The organism is Williamsia sp. D3, from assembly GCF_000506245.1.
GTDB classification, from domain to species: Bacteria; Actinomycetota; Actinomycetes; order Mycobacteriales; family Mycobacteriaceae; genus Williamsia; species Williamsia muralis.
In genome coordinates this window covers 64,332-84,151 of sequence record NZ_AYTE01000016.1, presented here as the reverse complement: position 1 = coordinate 84,151, position 19,820 = coordinate 64,332, and the positions used below count along the sequence as shown (strand labels likewise).

19 protein-coding genes and 1 tRNA gene are annotated in these 19,820 nt (G+C 66.1%); 10 read left to right on the top strand and 10 right to left on the bottom strand.

Features of this window, described 5'->3' with window-relative positions; genetic code table 11:
* Positions 1 to 205: 205 nt before the first annotated feature.
* Genes W823_RS41170 through W823_RS41160 form a run of 3 tightly spaced genes read right to left on the bottom strand, consistent with a single transcriptional unit; the run spans position 206 to position 2,002 of the window.
* A complete protein-coding gene (locus tag W823_RS41170; RefSeq protein ID WP_235189510.1) occupies positions 206 to 928 on the bottom strand; it encodes a class I SAM-dependent methyltransferase in 723 nt (240 codons plus the stop codon).
* A 49-nt stretch (positions 929 to 977) separates the two neighbouring features.
* A complete protein-coding gene (locus W823_RS41165) occupies positions 978 to 1,487 on the bottom strand; it encodes a DUF2505 domain-containing protein (RefSeq protein ID WP_023957471.1) in 510 nt (169 codons plus the stop codon).
* Between the two features lie 20 nt (positions 1,488 to 1,507).
* The gene (locus tag W823_RS41160) at positions 1,508 to 2,002 is read right to left on the bottom strand and encodes a DUF2505 domain-containing protein (protein WP_023957469.1); all 495 of its coding nucleotides are present in this window, start codon (positions 2,000 to 2,002) and stop codon (positions 1,508 to 1,510) included.
* On the opposite strand from W823_RS41160, the gene W823_RS41155 reads away from it, so the two are divergent.
* Both W823_RS41155 and W823_RS41150 read left to right on the top strand, forming a co-directional pair.
* Complete coding sequence (locus tag W823_RS41155; RefSeq protein ID WP_023957467.1) at positions 2,001 to 3,083, top strand: UDP-N-acetylmuramate dehydrogenase; 1,083 nt, start codon at positions 2,001 to 2,003, stop codon at positions 3,081 to 3,083. The two genes, W823_RS41160 and W823_RS41155, sit on opposite strands and share 2 nt — an antisense overlap.
* Positions 3,084 to 3,162: 79 nt before the next feature.
* On the top strand, positions 3,163 to 4,470 hold the full coding sequence (locus W823_RS41150; RefSeq protein WP_023957465.1) for an Ig-like domain-containing protein: 1,308 nt from the start codon (positions 3,163 to 3,165) through the stop codon (positions 4,468 to 4,470).
* Positions 4,471 to 4,482: 12 nt separating this feature from the next.
* Here W823_RS41150 and W823_RS41145 read toward each other — a convergent pair whose 3' ends face one another.
* Positions 4,483 to 5,250, bottom strand: a complete 768-nt coding sequence (locus W823_RS41145; RefSeq protein ID WP_023957463.1) for an SDR family NAD(P)-dependent oxidoreductase — start codon at positions 5,248 to 5,250, stop codon at positions 4,483 to 4,485.
* A 99-nt stretch (positions 5,251 to 5,349) separates the two neighbouring features.
* On the opposite strand from W823_RS41145, the gene W823_RS41140 reads away from it, so the two are divergent.
* Complete coding sequence (locus W823_RS41140) at positions 5,350 to 6,435, top strand: ROK family transcriptional regulator (protein WP_023957461.1); 1,086 nt, start codon at positions 5,350 to 5,352, stop codon at positions 6,433 to 6,435.
* 30 nt (positions 6,436 to 6,465) lie between these two features.
* Positions 6,466 to 7,290, top strand: coding sequence for a transglutaminase family protein (locus W823_RS41135; protein WP_023957459.1), 825 nt, complete (start codon positions 6,466 to 6,468; stop codon positions 7,288 to 7,290).
* Here W823_RS41135 and W823_RS41130 read toward each other — a convergent pair.
* The 5 genes from W823_RS41130 to W823_RS41120 form a co-directional block, all read right to left on the bottom strand.
* Positions 7,278 to 7,502 (bottom strand): hypothetical protein, encoded by a 225-nt coding sequence (locus tag W823_RS41130; protein ID WP_031332069.1) that lies wholly within the window; start codon positions 7,500 to 7,502, stop codon positions 7,278 to 7,280. The genes W823_RS41135 and W823_RS41130 overlap by 13 nt on opposite strands.
* 43 nt (positions 7,503 to 7,545) lie before the next feature.
* A complete protein-coding gene (otsB, locus tag W823_RS0128865) occupies positions 7,546 to 10,104 on the bottom strand; it encodes a trehalose-phosphatase (RefSeq protein WP_031332067.1) in 2,559 nt (852 codons plus the stop codon).
* A 73-nt stretch (positions 10,105 to 10,177) separates the two neighbouring features.
* Positions 10,178 to 11,665, bottom strand: a complete 1,488-nt coding sequence (locus W823_RS41125; protein ID WP_023957455.1) for a trehalose-6-phosphate synthase — start codon at positions 11,663 to 11,665, stop codon at positions 10,178 to 10,180.
* Positions 11,666 to 11,668: 3 nt separating this feature from the next.
* Positions 11,669 to 11,836, bottom strand: a complete 168-nt coding sequence (locus W823_RS58395) for a hypothetical protein (protein ID WP_165842579.1) — start codon at positions 11,834 to 11,836, stop codon at positions 11,669 to 11,671.
* Between the two features lie 18 nt (positions 11,837 to 11,854).
* Complete coding sequence (locus W823_RS41120; RefSeq protein ID WP_023957451.1) at positions 11,855 to 13,372, bottom strand: threonine/serine exporter ThrE family protein; 1,518 nt, start codon at positions 13,370 to 13,372, stop codon at positions 11,855 to 11,857.
* A 7-nt stretch (positions 13,373 to 13,379) separates the two neighbouring features.
* On the opposite strand from W823_RS41120, the gene W823_RS41115 reads away from it, so the two are divergent.
* Positions 13,380 to 13,454: transfer RNA gene (locus W823_RS41115), tRNA-Thr, on the top strand.
* A 223-nt stretch (positions 13,455 to 13,677) separates the two neighbouring features.
* Here the strand turns inward: W823_RS41115 and W823_RS41110 are convergent.
* Entirely contained in the window at positions 13,678 to 14,340 is a 663-nt protein-coding gene (locus W823_RS41110) for a bifunctional 2-polyprenyl-6-hydroxyphenol methylase/3-demethylubiquinol 3-O-methyltransferase UbiG (protein ID WP_031332063.1), read from the bottom strand.
* A gap of 115 nt (positions 14,341 to 14,455) precedes the next feature.
* Here W823_RS41110 and W823_RS41105 point away from each other — a divergent pair, with 115 nt between their 5' ends.
* The 5 genes from W823_RS41105 (at position 14,456) to W823_RS41085 (ending at position 19,819) form a co-directional block, all read left to right on the top strand.
* A complete protein-coding gene (locus tag W823_RS41105) occupies positions 14,456 to 15,058 on the top strand; it encodes a helix-turn-helix domain-containing protein (RefSeq protein ID WP_031332062.1) in 603 nt (200 codons plus the stop codon).
* A gap of 71 nt (positions 15,059 to 15,129) precedes the next feature.
* Complete coding sequence (locus W823_RS41100) at positions 15,130 to 16,122, top strand: serine hydrolase (RefSeq protein WP_023957445.1); 993 nt, start codon at positions 15,130 to 15,132, stop codon at positions 16,120 to 16,122.
* A gap of 21 nt (positions 16,123 to 16,143) precedes the next feature.
* Positions 16,144 to 17,010 carry a LysR family transcriptional regulator gene (locus tag W823_RS41095; RefSeq protein WP_023957443.1) on the top strand — a complete coding sequence of 289 codons (867 nt, stop codon included), beginning with the start codon at positions 16,144 to 16,146 and terminating at the stop codon, positions 17,008 to 17,010.
* Positions 17,007 to 17,918 carry a serine hydrolase gene (locus tag W823_RS41090; RefSeq protein ID WP_023957441.1) on the top strand — a complete coding sequence of 304 codons (912 nt, stop codon included), beginning with the start codon at positions 17,007 to 17,009 and terminating at the stop codon, positions 17,916 to 17,918. Before W823_RS41095 ends, W823_RS41090 begins: the two co-directional genes overlap by 4 nt.
* A 104-nt stretch (positions 17,919 to 18,022) precedes the next feature.
* Positions 18,023 to 19,819, top strand: a complete 1,797-nt coding sequence (locus W823_RS41085; protein ID WP_023957439.1) for a penicillin-binding transpeptidase domain-containing protein — start codon at positions 18,023 to 18,025, stop codon at positions 19,817 to 19,819.
* Position 19,820 lies beyond the last annotated feature (1 nt).

The following is a 19,820-nucleotide window of genomic DNA, read 5'->3' as shown; positions in this document are numbered from 1 at the left end:
CCTCGAGCGTGCCGAAACTCGAATCGACCGGGCGCCCGATCGCATCGAGTGGGCTGAAATGATCGCGAAAACTACGGGCGACTCGGTCGACCCGCCACCGTGGCGCCCGCTCAACGCTCGTTCGGGCACGATCGATTCGAGTTTCGGCCCGGTCAGTGGCTGTTTGGGCACGATCGGCGGCGTTTCGGCGCGGTAGGCGGGTGGGCTAGGTGGCGGGGGCGACGACATCCCAGGGGACCGTGACGACATTGTCGCGATGGCGACGGCGATCGGGCAGGGGGTCGATCCCGTTGTCGGACAGCAACTCCAGGGTGCGACGCCAGCGCTGGCGAGGACCGAACGGGGCCATCGGAGCGGCAACATCCCAGCATCGGTCGAGAACGGTGAGCAGATGATGGATCCGCTCGCCGGGGACGTTGCGATGAATCAGAGCCTTGGGCAGGCGCTCGGCGAGATCGGACGGCCGGTCGCTGTGCGCCGGGTCCCAGGACAGGGTGAACGTCAACGGCCTCGTGTTGTCCAGCAGAATCCAGCAACACCGCCTGCCGAGTTCGTCGCACGTTCCCTCGACGATGTATCCGCCGGGTGCGAGCCCCCGCTGCATCCTCGACCACGCCGCAGCGACCTCCGATTCGTCGTATTGCCGCAACACGTTGAAGACCCGCACAAGATGGGGTCGCAGGCCGGCGAGTTCGAATCCGCCGACCGCAAATCGGACGCCGTCCCGGGCCGGGACCACCCGTCCGGGGTCGATCTCGAGACCGACGAGTTGGGTGCCCGCGACGACGGTGCGCAGGCGGGCTGCGAGTTCGAGAGCGGTGTCGGGACGCGCGCCGTAGCCGAGATCGACTGCCAGGGGACTGTCGGCCGAGGCCAGGGCCTCGATGATCAGGTCGTGATGGACGATCCAGCGGTCCACCCGCCGCAGTCGATTGATCCCGGTGGTGCCCCTGGTGATGGCGCCGTCGGGTTTGGGGCTAGAGGTTGGCGTCGATCCATCCCGACGTGAATTCCGCTTCGCCGCGGAAGAGGTCCACCAGGTTCACCAGCATGAGCTGCTCGAGTTTGCCGTTGATGAACGGGATGTAGACCTTGACCTCGGTGGTCTTGCGGATGGTGCTGCCGGTCTCGGTGGGGAACAGTTCCTGCCAACCCGTCAGGCTGCCGGGGCCGGCGGGGATCGAGGCGTCGTAGGTGCCCTTGGTGTTCTCGGGGTCGAACGGGCCGAGGAACTCCTTGCGGGTGATGATCATGTCTTTTTTCATCACCGTCTGGGCGATCGCCGGGAGCTCGCTGCGGGGTAGGACCTGCTTGAGGACCAGATCCACACCGTTGTCGTCCACCGTGAGCGACTCGATGTCGGATTGTGGCGTCAGCTTGCGGAACTCTTCCATCTGCGCGTCCCAGAACTCCCGCGAGGACAGCGCCTCGTACACCGTTTTGGCAGGGTGGTGGTACCGGGCGGAGTAGGAGAGACGTCGTGCCATGAGGGAGAGCGTAACGCCGGTCAGTGAGTGTTGATCCATTCGGTGGTGTATTCGTGCTCGGCCTCGATGAGCTGTACCACGTTCTCGGCGATGGCCTTCTCGACCTTGCCGCCGACAAACGGAATGGACACCTCGACCGAACCATCGAACGAAATCTCGCAACCGGTGGACGTGGCGATCAACCTCTGCGACCCCTTGACCTTGGCCGGCGCGCCCGAGACAACTGCGGTGAAAGCTCCTTCGGCGGCCTCGCCTTTGGACCACACCACGGTGCGGGTGATCTCCAGATCGCCCGGCCGGATCTTGGTCACCATCGACGGGAGGTTCTTCTCCGGGACCCGCTGTCGCAGCACCACGGTGACCTTGTCGCCCTCGTCGGTGAACGAATCGAGGTCGGAGAGGTCGGCGGCGACATTGGCCACCAGATCTTTCCAGTACTGCTCATCGGCCACTGCCGCAGCGAACTGAGCCGGGGGACAGGGGAAGTCGATGGAATGGTGCAACTTGGTCGCCATGAGTGCAGGCTACCGTTGCTGGGTGGCCACACAAACCGACAACCGTGTACCTCTGGCAAAGATGACCACACTGCGTGTGGGCGGTCCGGCCAGCGAGGTGATCACCTGCCCCGACGCCGACTCGCTGATCGACACCGTCCGTGACCTCGACGAGGCCGGCATCCCGGTGCTGTTGGTGGGCGGCGGATCCAACCTGGTGGTCGGCGACGACGGGTTCGACGGCACGGTGGTGCGCATCGCCGGTACCGATCTGGACTGGGGCGACGATCAGGTGACCGCCGATGCCGGGGTGAACTGGGATGCGCTGGTGGCACAGAGCGTCGAGCGGGATTTCGGTGGCCTCGAGTGTCTGTCGGGGATTCCAGGGTCCGTCGGTGCGACCCCGGTGCAGAACGTCGGCGCCTACGGAGTCGAGGTGGGGTCGCTGATGCGTTCGGTGCAGCTTCTCGACCGCCATACGGGTGCGGTGAACTGGGTGGACCCCGGCGACCTCGAACTGGCGTACCGCAGCAGCCGCCTCAAGCGTCGAAGCGACGAGGTGGTGATCCGGGTGTCGTTCCGGCTGAACGCAGATGGACTCAGCCAGCCGATCCGGTACGGCGAACTGGCCCGGACACTGGGAGTCGAGGAAGGCGAGCGGGTACCCGCCGCCGATGTGCGGGCGGCGGTGCTTGCGCTACGGGCGAGCAAGGGGATGGTTCTCGATCCGGACGACCACGACACCTGGAGCGTCGGGTCGTTCTTCACCAATCCCATCGTTCCGCAGGAGCACCTCCCTACGGTTCTGACGAGGATCGTCGACGAACTCGGCGACGATGCGACGGTGCCTCAGTTCCCGGCTGACGGTGGCGTCAAGATGTCGGCCGGATGGCTCATCGAACGGGCCGGTTTCGGACGGGGTTTCCCCGGGGCGGACGCGCCGGCCCGACTGTCGACAAAGCACTCGCTGGCGGTGACGAACCGGGGAAACGCGCGGACGTCGGACATCATCGACCTCGCACGCCAGGTACGTGATGGAGTTCACGCCAGGTTTGGCCTCTGGCTCGAACCCGAGCCTGTCCTGGTTGGTTGCAGCCTCTGAATGACATTTGCCCTGGCCCGGGACGCTGACCAGGCCTGGTCAGCGTTTGGGATCGTTGCCTGCAGGTAATGTCTGACGCATGACCGAACCCCGTGACCGCATGCTGCTCACCAGGCGCTCGGCTCTCACCGCACTTGCCGTCGGCGTCGCCGGCGTGACTGCCGCAGCATGCTCGACCGACGACAAACCGGGCACGTCTGCCTCCGGTGAGAAGGGGCCCGCCGAGCCTGTTGCAGATGTGTCGTACAGCCCGGCCCTCGACTCCACAGATGCCTCCCCGGTCGGGAAGATCTCGGTGACCGTGAAAGACGGCGTGCTGAATCCCGACGTCCAGCTCACCAACGCAAACGGGCGTGTGGTGGCGGGCACCATGTCCGAGGACCGCAAGACGTTCTCCATCTCTGAGCCCCTGGGCTACGGAGGCCAGTACACTTGGGCGGGCTCGGCAACCGGCAACGACCGCCAGACGGTTCCCGTGGCCGGCACCTTCACCACAGTCACCCCGCAGAACCAGATCGGCGTCGTCATCAACATCGCCGACGGACAAGAGGTGGGTGTCGCTGCGCCTCTCATCATCAAGTTCGACGAGGTGGTGACCGACAAGAAGGCGGTCGAGCAGGCGCTGAAGGTCACCACCACACCCGAGACCGAGGGCAGCTGGGGCTGGCTCGGCGAAGACGGCGGGTCGCGCGTGCATTGGCGTACCAAGGACTACTACCAGCCAGGCACCAAGGTCTCGATGGTCGGAAAGCTCTACGGCCTCGACCACGGTGACGGCTACTACGGCGAGGCCGACGTCACCAGTGACTTCGTGATCGGGCGCAACCAGGTGGTGCTCGCGGACGCCGACTCGCATCAGATCGTCGTCCAGAACGACGGCAACACGTTGATGACGTTGCCCTGCAGCTACGGCGAGGGCGACCTCGACCGCAACGTGACCCGATCGGGCATCCACGTGGTCAGCGAGAAGCACGAAGACTTCTACATGAGCAACCCGGCGGCCGGGTACTTCAACGTCCGCGAACGATTTGCCGTACGAATCTCGAACAACGGTGAGTTCATCCACGCCAACCCCGACACCGTCGGAGTGCAGGGCTCGTCCAACGTCACCAACGGCTGCATCAATTTGTCGCTGGCGAACGCAGAACAGTACTTCAACACCGCGATGTACGGAGACCCGGTGGAGGTCACCAACACCCGAATCCCGTTGTCCGAGGCCGACGGTGACATCTACGACTGGATCTACGACTGGCAGACCTGGAAGTCGATGTCGGCTCTCGGCGGGGATCCCGAGGTCAAGAACGCCCCCGCCACACCCACCGACGCCCCCGACGTCTCCGGCATCCCGCCTACCCCGCAGAACACCGGCACACCTCCCGCCGGCTGATCGGGGAAAGATCTAGCCGGTCTTGATGTTCCGGCGTGCGGATGCCTGATCCCGCGGTTTGAGCAGGATCGTGTCGAGGTTGACGTGCGGGGGACGGCTTGCCACGAAACCGACCACCTCGGCGACGTCTTCGGCGGTCAGCGGTGTGAGCCCCTCATAGACGGAGTCGGCCTTGGCCTGGTCGCCGCCGAATCGCACAAGTGAGAACTCGGTCTCGACCATGCCGGGCTGGATCTCGGTCAGCCGAACCGGTTTACCCAGCAGCTCCGGGCGAAGCGTTCGATGCAGGAGGGCCTGGGCGTGCTTGGCCGAGGTGTATCCGGCACCGTTGTCGTAGGCCTCGATCGCTGCGATGGACGTGATGGTGACGATGAGTCCGTCGCCCGATTCGATCAGTTTGGGCAGCAGCGCCTTGGTGATCCGCAGGGTTCCCAGCACGTTGGTCTCCCACATCCAGCGCCAGTCGTCGAGGTCCGCGTCGGCGACGGTGGCGAGCCCCTTGGCGCCGCCGGCATTGTTCACCAGAATCTCTACCGTGGGCACCTGGTCACAGAACTCCTGGACGGATGTGTCGTCGGTGACGTCGAGGGCGATGGCGGTTCCGCCGATCTCGGCGGCGAGGGCATCGATGCGGTCCACCCTGCGGGCGCCGACGACCACGTGATAGCCCTGAGCGGCAAGAACTCTGGCCGTTGCCTCCCCGATGCCTGAACTGGCACCGGTTACTACGGCGACCTTGCGTCCGCCAGGGTTGGACTCTGGGCTGCCTGCAATTGTCATGGCCGCCAGTCTAAAGCTGTGGTGCCCGGTAGATTTCTCCAGCATGGGACCAGGACGCGGTAGTCGACTGTGAACACCCGATCCCGGACCACGCGGACCGTGTCGTTCGAGCGCGGCGACGGCGCGGCGGCGGTGGTCCTGCGTGCGGTGCGCACCCAAGGTCCGGTGACGCGTGACCGTCTGCCCTCGGCGACCGGGCTTTCGGCAGCCACCGTCAACCGGCAGCTGCAGGCGCTCGAGCGGCTCGGGCTGGTACGCGAACGACCGGATCTGATCGCGGCCGGGGCCATCGGCCGACCGAAGATCCCGCTGACCATCGACCGAGATCGGTTCTGTGTGATCGCCATTCACATCGGTGCCCGGTCCACGCTCTTGGTGGTCGCCGACCTCGGTGGCCGACTGCTGCAGACCGCCGCGATGTCGACACCCACCGGGCCCGTCGGGCCGGCCCTCGCGTTGATCGCCCGCCGGGCTGCGCTGGAGGCGGCGTCGTTCACCCACCGGGTTCCGCTCTGGGCCGGCGCTGCCGTCGGCGGTGAGGTCTATGACGACGGCAGCGTCGACCATGCGCAGCTCGGATGGAGACGGGCCCCGGTGGGGCAGGTGCTCTCCGACGAGCTGGGTCTCCCGGTGTCGGTCAGCCCTCACGTGCAGGCCATGGCCGCGGCCGAGTTGCTCCTGGCCGGGTCAGGCGACAGCTCGGGCGTGGATCTGCTGTTCTACGTGCGTGAGACGGTGGGGCTGGCCACCACGATCGACGGCCGGGTGCAGCGTCGGCCTGGCAACATCGGCCACCTTCCGGTCGCGGCCCCGCTGCTGTCGGGTTCTGCCGATGCAAAACTGCAGGATGTGGTGGGTCGCAAGGTCTTCGACCAGGCTGTCGCGGCGGGGGCAAACGTGAACGACGTCCTCGATGAGCGCGCACGGGTGTTGGGCGAAGCGGTCGCGCTGGTGCGAGACCTGATCAACCCCGACCGGGTGGTTCTCGCGGGCCAGGTGTTCGCCGAACACCCGCACGGGCTGGCGCCGGTGCAGGCCGCCTTCGACGCCGCGAGCACGTTGCCTCCGATGGAATTGTCGCCGCCGCGGTTCGGTGCGCGCGTGCAGGAGGGTGCCGCGATGGTGGTGTCGCTCGGTGCGATCTACGCTGATCCCATCGGAGCCTTGCAGGACGCGAGGGTATGACGCGACTCCCGGAAGGACCCTCTACCGCACATGGCCGACCTTGATCCCCAAGCCCAGCGCGATGTATCGATGTACCTCGACGTCGCCGTGAACGCCGCCACCGAGATAGAGCTACAAGTCGCGGTCGCCAGGATGCCCGGGCTGGATTTCTCCGACGAGTTGTCGATCACGCTGAACGGCAACACCATTGTTCCCGACGAGATCATCAGCGACAGCGGGAACCGGATTCACTGGATCCATGCCGAGCCGGGCAATCTCTACATCCAGTACCGCGCCCGCGTGGACGGGCAGGCTGATCCTGCTGGGGTCGGCCGCTTCGATCCGTCGCTGTACCTGCGGCCCAGTCGCTATGCGGAGGCGGACAAGTTCTTCGGCTTCGCAGCCGGGCAGTTCGACACCACCGCCTCGCCGTCTGATCAGCTGGTCGCGGTGACGGACTTCGTGCGACAACGCATTTCGTACATCTTCGGCGCCAGCGACCCGATCGACGGCGCTGCCGACACCCTGATGTCGGGGGCAGGTGTGTGTCGCGACTTCGCGCATCTCGTGGTCGCACTGTTGCGCGCCTTGGGAATTCCGGCCCGGCTGGTCGCGGTGTACGCACCGGGCCTGTCGCCGATGGACTTTCACGCGGTGGCCGAGGCGCTCATCGACGACCGCTGGGTGGTGGTGGACGCCACCGGACTGGCGCCCCGGCAGTCGCTGGTGCGCATCGCGACCGGTCGCGACGCCGCCGACACCGCGTTCCTCGACAACCACGGGGGAGACGTCGTGCTGAACAGCTACCAGGTCAGCGCGGTCGTCTCGGGCGATCTGCCCCTCGACGACCATGCCGAGCAGGTTCAGTTGCGCTGATCGCTGCCCAGGTCGTTGATCATCGGGAGCGTGGTCTGACGTACGACCGCCAGGACGGTGAGGTGCATCGGGTGAGGTGGCCGATGGGCGGTGTCGTCGACCCCGGGTTCTCCGGTGCCGGCGACGATGCCGGACAAGCCAGTGGGAATCGTCTGGTGTGCCGCGGTGCGTAGCTCATGCGACAACAGTGCGCGGCGGTGCTTGGTGATCACTTGGAACCGACTTGGCGCCGCCGACGCCGGAGGTCGGCGCTTGTCAGACCCCTAGCAGCCTCGCGCAACGAAGTAACCCGATGTGGCTGTAGGCCTGCGGATGATTTCCGAGGGACCTTTCGGCGACGGGGTCGTACTCTTCGGACAGCAATCCGGTCGGACCGGCGGCCTTGACCATCTGATCGAACAGCGCCTCGGCATCGTTGCGACGGTCGATCAACAGGTAGGACTCGATCAGCCAGGCGGCACACAGGTGGAAGCCGCCCTCGCCGCCGGGCAGGCCGTCGTCGTGGTGGTAGCGGTACACCGTTGAGCCGCTGCGCAGTTCGGCCTCCGTCGCGTTCACCGTTGCGGTGAATCGCGGATCGGACGGATCGATCAGACCCGACAGCCCGATGTGCAATGTCGCGGCGTCGAGATCGATGCCGTCGTACGCCGCGGTGTACGAGCGTGCGGTGTCGTTCCAGCCTTCACGTAGGACCTGGCGCGCGATGGTGTCACGCAGGACGGGCCATCCGAGTTGCACCTGACGGCCGAACTCGTCGCCGAGCTTGAGAGCCCGGTCCACGGTCATCCAGCACATCACCTTGGAATAGACGTGGTGTCGCGGATTGCCGCGGATCTCCCAGATGCCGTGGTCTGGTTCGGTCCACCGGCGTTCGACGGCATAGACCATGTCGCGCACCAGATCCCAGTCCTCGTCCCTGAGGGGTTTCGGATCACCGGCTGCCTTGCGTGCGTGCGAGAGGGTGGAGATCAAATCGACGATCGGGCCGAACACATCGAGCTGCACCTGCTGGTTGGCGGCGTTGCCGACGCGGACGGGACGCGACCCGGCGTATCCGGGCAGGGAGTCGATCACGGCCTCGGGGGGAAGGCCGGTGCCGGCCAGTGTGTAGAGCGGGTGGAGCCACTCGGGGCCGGTGACCGTTCCGAGCACCTGGTGCAGCCAGCCGAGGTAGTCCTCGGCCTCAGTGTACGAACCGACCGAGACCAGCGCGGACGCGGTCAATGCGGCATCACGAAGCCAGCAGTAGCGGTAGTCCCAGTTGCGGACTCCACCGATTTCCTCGGGCAATGACGTGGTGGCCGCCGCCATGATCGAGCCGGTGTCGGCGTGCACCAGCCCACGCAGGGTGAGCGCCGAACGCTTCATCAGGTCGCGTTTGACGTTGGGCAGGTCCAGGGTCTTTGCCCAGTCGCTCCAGTAACTCTCGGCCGCGGCGCGACGCTCGGCTTCGGGCAGCGGATGGGCGTCGAGATCTTCGGTGCCGCAGCGCAATTCGAGGACGATCTCACCGCCTGACGGATCGATTACCGCAGTGGCCGTCTGGTGGTTCTTCTCGCTCTCGATCTCCCAGGTGACCCCGGGGGACCGGAGGACCAGTGGCTCGTTGGAGCCGAGCACACGCAAACCCTCGTCGGACGTCTCGATCCGGACGGCCGCCTGCCCGAACTCGGGCCGGGGCGCGAACCGCACATGGACGGGAACGTCGCCGCGGATGACCCGGGTCAGATCGGTGCGACCGACCGGCACGTCGTGGGGCAGATAGTCGGTGACCTCGAGCCCGGCCCATCGGGTGCGGACGGTCATGGTGCTGTCGATGTAGCGCTGGCTCAGTGGCAAGGGTGCGGCCTTGCCGGGCTCGATGGGCGGCCCGACCGCGAACTCGCCGGCCTCGTCGGTGCCCAGGAGGCTGCCGAACAGTGCGGCGGAGTCGGGTTCGGGGTGGCACATCCAGCAGACCTTGGCGTCGGGCGTGACGAGGGCTACAGTGCGTGGCGACGCGAGCATCGTGAGTCGTTCGATGGGGACCGCATTGCCACCGCGAAGCCAGGTGCGTCGCTCCTCGACGAGGAAGGCCAGGGCCGTGGCGACCTGTTCGGTGTCGTCCACACGGTACGCGGCCAGCGAGTCGCCCTCACCGACCTTGACCCCCAGATCGGGTCCGTGCAGTCGCAGGAACGCCTTCTCGTCGGTGACGTCGTCGCCGAAGAAGACCGCAGCACTGGCCCCGGCCTCGTGACGCAAGATGTCGAGCGCCTGACCTTTGTCGGTGATGATCACGGCCAGTTCGATGACCGACTTGCCCTCGGTGACCTGTACCCCGTCCCAGGTGGCCGGTCCGGTGCGGGCACGATGCAGCGCGGCATCGGCGTCGGTCTTGGAGGCGTTGCGCACATGCAGAGCGGTGCTGGCGGGCTTGGCCTCCACCGTGACGCCCTCGTAGTCGGCCGCGATCGCACGGAACTCGACGACCAGGGTGTCGAGCAGTTCGTGGGCGGCCGGGGTGATCTCGTGCACGAAGCCGATGTCGAACTCGCTGCCGTGACTACCGACCAGGTGCACCTCGGCAGGCAACCGCGACAGGGTTGCCAGATCGCGGAGGGCGCGGCCGGAGATCACGGCTGCGGTGGTGCTGTCGAGCTCGGCCAGCGCACGCATGGCGCGCACCGAGTCGGTGTTGGGGCGGGCGTCCTCGGGCCTGGAGACGATCGGGGCCATGCAGCCGTCGTAGTCCGAGGCGACCAGCAGCCGGGGCATACGTGCGATGGTTTTGAGGGCGCGACGCAATTCCGGGTCGAGGTCTTGTGCACTCACTCAGCGAGTTTAAGACCGTCGACCCCTCTGGCGTCCAATCCGTCCTGCCATGGACCGATAAATGCTGCGTTCGTCACACTTCTTCGACCAGATCGATGCGGCGGTCGCCGCTCGACATGGTCTCGGGGTCGGCACCGAGTGCGCCGAGGAAACTCTCGGCCCACCGCTGCACGTCATGTGCGAGCACCTGCCTGCGCAGCGCCCGCATCCGACGCCGACCCTCGTCGGGGTCTTGCTCGAGGGCTGCGACGATCGCGTTCTTGACACCTTCGGTGTCGTACGGGTTGGCCTGGAACGCCTGACGCAATTCGGCTGCCGCGCCGGTGAACTCACTGAGCACCAGCGCCCCACCGAGGTCGCTGCGGCAGGCGACGTACTCCTTGGCGACCAGGTTCATGCCGTCGCGCAGCGGCGTGATCAACATGACGTCGGCGGCCACGAAGAAGGCGATCAGGTCTTCGCGGGGAACGGGCTGGTGCAGATACTGGATGACCGGATGCCCCACACGTCCGTAGGTGCCGTTGATGTTGCCCACCAACTGTTCGATCTCGCCGCGCATCTTGATGTAGCTGTCGACCCGCTCGCGGCTGGGCGTCGCCAGCTGCAACATGGTGACCTCGTTGGGGTCGACCCGGCCTTCTTCGAACAGTTCGGACAGCGCCTGCAGACGTACGTCGATGCCCTTGGTGTAGTCGAGGCGGTCGACACCGAGCAACACCTTCTTCGGGTTGCCCAGCTCCTCGCGGATCTCGACTGCCCGTTTGCGGATCTCTTTGGTCTTGGCCTGGGTGTCGAGTTCGCCGGAGTCGATCGAGATGGGGAATGCCCCTACCCGGACCGTGCGGAAACCGACCTGGACCACGCCGAACTTGGAGCGGACGCCGACCTGACCCTTGGATGTCGCCTGTCCGGCCAGCCGCCGGGCGAGATACAGGAAGTTCTGCGCGCCGCCGGGAAGGTGGAATCCGATCAGGTCGGCGCCGAGTAGACCCTCGATGATCTCGGTGCGCCACGGCATCTGCATGAACAGTTCCACCGGCGGGAACGGGATGTGCAGGAAGAACCCGATCCGGAGATCCGGACGCAGCATGCGCAGCATCTTCGGCACCAGTTGCAACTGGTAGTCCTGAATCCAGACCAGCGCACCTTCGGCGGCCGCCTCGGACGCGGCCTCGGCAAACCTGCGGTTGATGGCGACGTAGCTGTTCCACCATGTCCGGTTGTACTCGGGTTTGACGATGACGTCGTGATAAAGCGGCCAGAGGGTGGCGTTGGAGAAACCCTCGTAGTAATCGGCGATCTCCTGCGCGCTCAGTGACACCGCGTAGAGCTGGAGTCCCTCCACCTCGGGGTGTTCTGCGGCGTCGGCGACACCCGACCACCCGACCCACGCACCCGTCTGCGACCGCAGGATCGGTTCCAGGGCGGTGACCAGACCACCCGGACTGCGCTTCCAGCGCACGGTGCCATCCGCGAGCGTCTCTTTGTCTACCGGCAGGCGATTCGCGACTACAACGAAATCGGCGCGGGTATCGGACTCATTCGATCGCTGCGGAGTCACGAATCAGGCTTCGCCCGGCGCGATTCCGAGCATCCCGAACAGCATTCGGCATTCATCGGCATCGGTGGCGTAAGCGGCAACCACCCGGCGGGCAGAATTGGCGGTCTCGTCGGCCACGGGTTCCAGATCCTCGTCCGCGAGGTCAGTCTTATCGCTGGTCTTGGCAGGCATGGCGACCATAATACCTGTTCAGTTCTGGGGTCCGATCACGCCGGGGCGTGCCTGCATCTGGTGCATCGGCTCGGTGGCGGCGTCGGGATCTGCCTCTGGTTCTTCGGTCAGACGACCGGGCCGGATGGCCGAGCGGGCGGTCAACAGAACCCGTGTCGGTTTGGTGGGGATACGAGGCCGTCGCAGGGTGCGTGCGATGAACTCGCCGAGGGTGACACCGGCTGCCAGACTCACACCCGTACCCACCGCGGCCGCCAAGGCCGTGAAGCCCTCCACGGTCTGGTCGCCCAGGATCCCGTAGAGGCCGCGGTAGATCGCCAGACCCGGGAGCAACGGTGTGATGCCCGCGACCGCGACCACAAGCGGAGGGGTCACCGCTCGGCGGGCCAGCAGACCACCGACCAATCCGACCAGGGCTGCGGCGAAGCCGGCCGAGATCACCGAGCCGATGCTGAAGTGTTCGGCGGCCGCGACAACAGCGGCGCCGAGTCCACCGCCGAAGAAGGCGGTGGACAGGGCGCGACGCTCGGCGTAGCTGGCGAGCGCGAAGGCACCCGCGGCCAGACCGCCCGCGACGACACGCGTCGGGGTGGTGGCCAAGTCGAATGACGTCGTGGTGGTGATGGTCGGCAGATAGATACCCGTGCCTTCGAGGGCGCGGATCGCGATACCGACACCGCTGATGATGCCGCCGGTCATGATCAACAGTTCGAAGAACCTGGCGGCGCCGGTGATGGGTGCGCCGGTGATGGCGTCCTGCACCGAACCGACCAGCGACAAACCGGACAGCAGCACGATGACGCCTGCCGCGATGACCTGGGAGGGGGCGATGTCCACGCCGAGGGCGTCCTGGTACTGGAACACCAGCGCGGCGGGGATCACCGCGATGAATCCGCCCGTGACCTGCTGGAAGAACAGCGGTGTGCCGATCTTGTTGAGCAGTCGGTTGGTCCGGTCGATCACGGCGGTGGTGATGAAGGCAACCACTGCGACGAGCCAGCCACCGCCCAGGAGCACCGACAGCGACGCCGCCATCGTCGACCAGGACAGGGTGGCTATCCAGCGACGGTACGGGTGCGGGGCGGCGATGATCGAGTCGATGACCTCGTGCGCTTCTCCGGGGTCGATGGCGCGGCTACGGATCTTGCGGACCAGACGGTCGACAGCTGCCAGACGGGTGAAGTCGAGCGAGCGGTAGTGCACCGTTCTCATCGCGGTCACGGGCGGCATCGATGCGCCGCGTCGGGCGCTGACCCAGATGGTGTTGTAGGTGACGTCCACTTCGCAGTTCTCGACGCCGTACATGCTCGCCACAAATCGCACCTGGGTCTGGGTGTCGATCGCGCCGGTTCCGGAGTCGAGTAGCACCGCGCCGACCTTGATCGCCAGATCCAGGACTTCGGTGACCGCGGCATCGTCGGTGAGGTCGATCGGCCGACGTGGGGACACCGCCGGTTCGAACGGTTCGATGGTGTCGATCGTCGCTCGGTGGTTCCCGACGAGGCGGCCCGCAAGAGTCGCGATATACTCGCGCACGCAGTTTGCCTCCTTAGCTCAGTGGTAGAGCACTCGCCTTGTAAGCGAGCGGTCGTCAGTTCAATCCTGACAGGGGGCTCCACCGATGCGGTTGCCCCGACACCGGGCGCATCGACCTCCCGGAGACAGGGTAGGGCGACCACCTGAGGACCACCAAAGTCGCCAGATCCCCCGGTCCGGCTATGTAGGTGAGAGTGGTCCGGGTCACCCGAAACATGGCTTGTACGAAGAGGTTTCCCACGGACCATGTCTTCCGCCTCATGGGCTGAGCCTGCGTCAGATATGAAGGCACCTCGGTTCTGGCCTCATCTCCGGCGAACCGCCGCGACCACCACGTCGTGGAGCTGAACATCTCGCCCATCGGGCCCGGTCATCGATCGGTGGGTTTCGCGGGCGGTCGAGATATCCCATTCGGTCGGGTCCAGCTGGGCAGTGATGTCGGCAGCGCGCACCGAAGCCGACTCCGGCGGCGAACCATCTGTGTCGTGATGGCCGTGGCCGGCATCGTGCGAGGCGGCCCCGCCGTGGTGGTCGTGGTGGAGGTGCCCGACTATGAACAGCATGCCGCCGGGAGCCACCCAGTCGGCGATGCGGCGATAGAAGTCGAGCTGCGGTATCGCGGGGTGTGCGTAGTGCGTGGTGACCAGGTCGTAGCGGGCTTCGGGTTCCCACGTGGACAGGTCGGCCTCGACCCATCGCACCTGAGCGGCAATTCCCGCCTGCGCCGCCCTGTCGGCAGCGCGGGCCAGGGCCTCGGCGGCGATGTCGGCGCCAGTCACCTGCCAGCCACGTGTTGCCAGCCACACTGCTTCGGTGCCGCCGCCGCACCCCGCGTCGAGAGCGGTCCCGGGCGTCAGGCCCGCGACCTCGTGAGTCAGGTGTGGGTTGGGCGCGCCGGCCGCCATCGCCGTGGCGCGGTCGCCGTGCCAGATCTCATCCCAGTACTTCTTGTCGAACGAGTGCGTCATTGTGCTCATTTCTCGGGTTGCCGGTGCCGGTTGCACGGTGGCACCGGATTGCTTGATGGTGCGATGGGGAACGTTGTAATCGCAAGATTCGTTGCCAAATGGCAAAGTGCAGGACATGAACGCTTCGATCGACCGCACTCTCGATGCCGTGGGGCCGCGGCTCAAGCAGCTTCGGCAGCATCGCGACCTCACCCTGATCGATCTCGCCGAGGAGACGGGAATTTCGACGAGCACTCTGTCCAGGCTCGAGGCCGGTCTGCGACGGCCGACACTGGAGCAGCTGTTGCCGCTGGCCCGGGCGTACGGGGTCACGTTGGATGAGCTCGTCGACGCGCCACCGACCGGAGACCCGCGGGTCAACATGCGTCCGATCCCCACGAACGACGGTTCCACCGTGGTTCCACTGACTCGTCGGCCAGGGGGTATCCAGGCGTACAAGTTCGTCTTGCCCGCCGGACGCGACGACGTCGAACCGGATCTGCGGAGCCATGAGGGTTACGACTGGGCCTTTGTTCTCAACGGACGACTCCGGCTGATACTCGGCGAGCACGACCTCATCCTCGAGCCCGGAGAGGCTGCCGAGTTCGACACCCGCACCCCGCATTGGTTCGGTGCGACGAGCTCCGGCCCGGTGGAGTTCCTCAGCCTGGTCGGCAAACAGGGGGAACGTGCGCACGTGCGTGCTGCGCCCAGACGCCGGGAACCCGACCGGGCGTGAACAGCCCGGTGTGGCGGTGTTCAAACAAGGCACAAGAAGTACAGTGCTCGGAGTTTCCTGGGAAGGCGCACATGACCGCAATGGATGGCGATGCTGAGCTGGGTTCGAGCATCCGCCGGCGTCTGGGTGGGCGTCATCCGATCGTGGCGGTGGCTTGGGTTGGTCCCCGCGGGCTGTCACTGGCGACCACGGGGACCACCACCACAGCCGACCTGGAGATAGGCTCGATCTCCAAAGCGCTCACCGGACTGCTGTACGCAGATGCATGCTCGCGCGGAGAAGTGACACCCGAGACAACGTTGGCAGCGCTGCTTCCGTTGCCGGACAGGGAGATCGGCGCGATCACGCTCGAATCGCTGAGTACACATCGATCTGGACTGCCTCGGTTGCCCGCGGGCATGAACCCGCTCCGTCGCACCGTGAAGATGTGGACGCATGGCGCCTCGCCTTACGGTGAGACGCTCGAGGAGCTCCTCGCGCAGGTACCCAACACCAAGCTGAGGTCGCCGAAGGTGAGATACTCCAATCTCGGCTTTCAGCTACTCGGGCATGCGGTGGCACAGGCCGCCGGCCAGAGTTTTCAGACGTTGTTGGGTGATCGTCTCGCGCGGCCGCTCGGACTCGAGAACACCTACGCCCCATACACACCGGCCGAATTGGCCTCGGACGCCGTGGTCGGCCGAAGCCGGTTCGGTCGGGTTCAGCAACCGTGGACAGGGGAGGCCATCGCACCCGCGGGCGGCGTCCGTGCGTCCATCGCGGACATGGGTCGCCTCGTCTGCGCTCTGCTCGACGAATCTTCCCCGGGCATGGCAGCTCTCGACCCGGTTGCCAAACTGATGGGTCCTGCACGCATCGGTGCCGGCTGGATGACCCTCGACGTGAAGGGCCGAAAGGTCACCTGGCACAACGGAGCAACGGGCGGATTCGCCAGCTGGATCGGGGTGGACCGTGCCGCCGGGACAGGCCTGGTGATCTTGTCCGCAACTGCGGCGTCGGTGGACAAGCACGGGTTCGCCTTGCTCCGAGAACTCACCGACGATTCACCGCGTCGCCGGGACTGATCAACGTGTCACAGTGGTGACGTGGATCTTGTCAGGCATCTCAGGTTCTTTGTCGCCGTCGCCGAGGAGGGTCATTTCGGGCACGCGGCCGCGCGCCTGCAGATGACCCAGCCTCCCGTGTCGCAGGGCCTCCGTCGTCTGGAGAAGGAACTCGGGGTGGAACTGATCCGCCGGAGCACCCAGGGCGCCGAGCTGACCAGCGCGGGCCGGGATCTGCTGCCGCGGGCACGTGTCCTGGTTGATGACGCCGAACGGTTCGTCGGCGAGGCCCGTCGACTTCGGGGGCACCACGATGTCCTGAGATGCGGGTTGCCGAGCGACCTCGACCCTGCGATCGCGGCCGCGTGCGCTGTCTCCCTCAGCCGCCTGCGCCCCGACCATCACTTCCGGATGACCACCGCGTCCATCATCGACCTCGTCAAGGATGTCCGCGCCGGTCTCCTCGATTGCGCAGTGGTGGAACACCCGTCCGTGGTCGAAGGACTTGATGCGGGACCGGCCGCCCGGATACCCCGCTCCTTTCTGGTGCCCGCGGATCACCCGGTGGCCAAGGCAAAGAAACCGACGGTGCGGATGCTCGACGGGCTGGCCTGTGCCCATGCGCCGCGGGCCACCAACCCACCGGCCTTCGACCTGCTGATCGACACGCTGCACGTGCGCGGTCTCGATCCGGTTGTGCTGCCAACGCATTCGGCAGGTGAACTGGTGGCAGCAGTCGCTTGCGGGGAGGCTTTCGCTCTGGCAACGGGCACCTCACAGGTCCGCGTCAAGCGCGTCGCGATGATCCCGGACGACGTGGCGTTGCGCCTGCGCACAGTTCGCCGCCCGGGCACGGCCCAGCCCGCGGTCGACGCAATCGAATCCGCTCTCTGGAAGCTCGCGCGGTGAGCGGCCCGGCTCCGGATGCGGACGCGTCGAGGCATCTGAGCGAGGTCTTCGCTGATGCCGGATGCGCCGGATGGGTACACGCCAGGACGATCGGCCGGGCGGTTGAACGGGAATTCGACTGGGCGGCAGATGATCCCGTCGTGATGGCATCGGTCTACAAGCTGCCGCTCCTGCTTGCTCTGTGTGACCTGGCCGAAATCGGGCAGATCGACCTGACTGCCACGGTGGTGGTCGACCCGGCGGATTGGGCGGTGGGGCCCACGGGTATCGCGACCTTGCACGACCCGGTGACATTGAGCTGGCGTGATCTGGCCGTACAGATGATGGTGATCTCCGACAACGCGGCAGCCGACGTGATCCTCGACCGGGTGGGTTTACCGCGGGTGCAGGAGAAACTCGATGCGCTTGGCCTGACCGAGACCAGGGTGGTCGGTGGCATGGCCGAACTGCAACAACAACTGGTCCGGGAAACGGGCACCGACACTGTGGTGGAGGCGTTCTCGGTGCTCGCCGACGCAGACCGGACGATGACCGTCACGGCCTACGACCCGGCGCTTGCCAGCGCGACGACGCCCCGCGACGGCACACGTCTGTTGCAACTCATCTGGACCGATCGGGCGGTGTCGGCGCAGATGAGTGAATTCGTTCGGTCGACGATGCGTAAACAGGCCTGGCAACAACGTCTTTCGTCGGGATTTCCGTTGGGCGTGGCAACCATCGCGGGTAAGACCGGCACACTCGGCGCCATCCGCAACGAGATCGCTGTTGTCGAGTATCCCGGCGAACATCCGATCGCGGTTGCCGTCTTCACGCTGGCAGCCAGAGCCGAGCTGTCCCTGCCGACGGTGGAGGCGGCCGTCGGGCGGGCTGCGCGAATCGCGGTGACAGCAGTCCGGAGCCCGCTCTGACACGGTGATCGTCACGAGCTCTGCCACGCTCGATAGCGATTCGCTATCGGCCGCGGAGGCGATGCGACATTGCCGGGTCGCGGCCCGCCTGCTTGAGTCGGGGCATGGACGAAAAACACCGGTCGCCCTACTTGCGTCGAATCATTCCGATGATCCTGTGTGCTCTTGTCGGTTCGAGCTGTTCATGGCTGAGTGACCACCCCGAAGACACTTTCGGCGAGTTCGCCTCGGCCCTCAGTGAGCGGCACGTCGGCGACGCCGCCGAACTGACCACCGATCCTGCCGCGGCAACCACTGCGATCAACGACATGTTCGAGGGGCTCGGCGATGGGGCGGAGGTGGTGGTCACCGCGGACGACGTGGAGTCCGATGGGAGCGACGGGCGTCTGACCATGGCGTGGAATTTCGGGCCGGGTAAGGATCTCCGGTACGAAACACGCGGCAGGACAGTCCAATCCGATGGCGACCGGAAGCTGGTCTGGGATCCGACGCTGCTGCACGACAACATGCTTCCCGGTTCGACATTTCGGTATTCGGACGACAAAGATTTGATGACACCGGTGGTGGACCGCGGTGGAGCGGCGCTGCTCGAGTGGCAGACGGTCGGAGTGGTCACCGTTCGGCGCGATGCTGTTGACGCAGCATCCACCGCGTTGGCCAGGGCGCTGCGCCGGTTCGACGCGTCCATCACGGAGATGTCGATCCGGACGGCTGCGGAGCAGCAGCAGGGCGATGCCTTCACCGTCATCACGCTTAGGGAAGATGACGTCGAGGCCGTTCGTGCGCAGCTCGAACCGATCGAGGGCGTCACGATCGTGGACCAGGGAAAGTTGTTGACCACCGACCGCGCCTTGCGGTCACCGGTTCTGGGCGACATCGAACGCACCTGGAACGACGTGATCACCGAACGCGCCGGATGGTCGGTGTCGTTGGTGGATGCCGAGGGCAACGCCATCGATCAGCTCACGGCGGTGCCACCCCGAGCGACCGAGCCGCTACAGCTGTCCATCGATCGACGTCTGCAGCTGCTCGCGCAACGAGCGGTGGCAAGCCGATCCGAACCGACTGCGCTGGTGGCCATTTCGACAAACGCCGGAGGTATTCTCGCGGTCGCACAGAATGCCGCGGCGGATCGGGAAGGTGCGATTGCGCTCAGCGGACTGTATCCACCGGGTTCGACGTTCAAGACGGTGACCACCGCGGCAGCCTTGTCCGAGGGGATCGCGACACCGCAGACACCGCTGCCGTGCCCGGGTCGGGCCACCATCGAAGGCCGGACCATTCCGAACGAGGACGACTTCGATCTCGGGACGGTGCCCTTGGCCACTGCATTCGCCCGGTCCTGCAACACCACCATGGCGGGGCTCTCGAATCGCCTCGGGGCCGACGCGCTCCCGGCAACCGCCACCCGGTTCGGCATCGGCGTGGACTTCGTGGTCCCTGGGATCACCACGGTCACCGGGACGGTGCCACGTGCCCACAGCGCTGCTCTGCGGGTGGAGAACGGTATCGGTCAGGGCAAGGTCACCGCCTCGCCGTTCGGCATGGCGGTCGCCGAAGCGAGTCTCGGACATGGATCGATGGTTCTTCCGACCCTCATCTCCGGTCGATCGACAACGGCCAGCGTGAAGCCGGGGCCACTGGATCCCGAGGTTGTCGAAGCCTTACGGGCGATGATGCGCCAGACCGTGGCGACGGGTACTGCCTCCGAGCTCAGCGACATCAACGGGTTAGGGGGTAAGACCGGTACCGCGGAGTACGGCGACAACACCCGTTCTCACGGGTGGTTCGCCGGGATCGCAGGCGACATCGCCTTTGCGTCGCTTGTTGTCGGCGGGAACAGCTCTGCCCCGGCCGTGGCGGTTGCCGGCGAATTCCTTCGACCTGCAACCGGTCGGTGAC

Excerpts from the sequence above, each read along its gene's own strand:
- W823_RS41160 (WP_023957469.1), bottom strand. The coding sequence starts at position 2,002 with ATGGCGACCAAGTTGCACCATTCCATCGACTTCCCCTGTCCCCCGGCT.
- W823_RS41100 (WP_023957445.1), top strand. The coding sequence starts at position 15,130 with ATGACCGCAATGGATGGCGATGCTGAGCTGGGTTCGAGCATCCGCCGG.
- W823_RS41155 (WP_023957467.1), top strand. The coding sequence starts at position 2,001 with ATGAGTGCAGGCTACCGTTGCTGGGTGGCCACACAAACCGACAACCGT.
- W823_RS41135 (WP_023957459.1), top strand. The coding sequence starts at position 6,466 with ATGGCCGACCTTGATCCCCAAGCCCAGCGCGATGTATCGATGTACCTC.
- W823_RS41110 (WP_031332063.1), bottom strand. The coding sequence starts at position 14,340 with ATGACGCACTCGTTCGACAAGAAGTACTGGGATGAGATCTGGCACGGC.
- W823_RS41085 (WP_023957439.1), top strand. The coding sequence starts at position 18,023 with ATGGACGAAAAACACCGGTCGCCCTACTTGCGTCGAATCATTCCGATG.
- W823_RS41165 (WP_023957471.1), bottom strand. The coding sequence starts at position 1,487 with ATGGCACGACGTCTCTCCTACTCCGCCCGGTACCACCACCCTGCCAAA.
- W823_RS41105 (WP_031332062.1), top strand. The coding sequence starts at position 14,456 with ATGAACGCTTCGATCGACCGCACTCTCGATGCCGTGGGGCCGCGGCTC.
- W823_RS41145 (WP_023957463.1), bottom strand. The coding sequence starts at position 5,250 with ATGACAATTGCAGGCAGCCCAGAGTCCAACCCTGGCGGACGCAAGGTC.
- W823_RS41150 (WP_023957465.1), top strand. The coding sequence starts at position 3,163 with ATGACCGAACCCCGTGACCGCATGCTGCTCACCAGGCGCTCGGCTCTC.
- W823_RS58395 (WP_165842579.1), bottom strand. The coding sequence starts at position 11,836 with ATGCCTGCCAAGACCAGCGATAAGACTGACCTCGCGGACGAGGATCTG.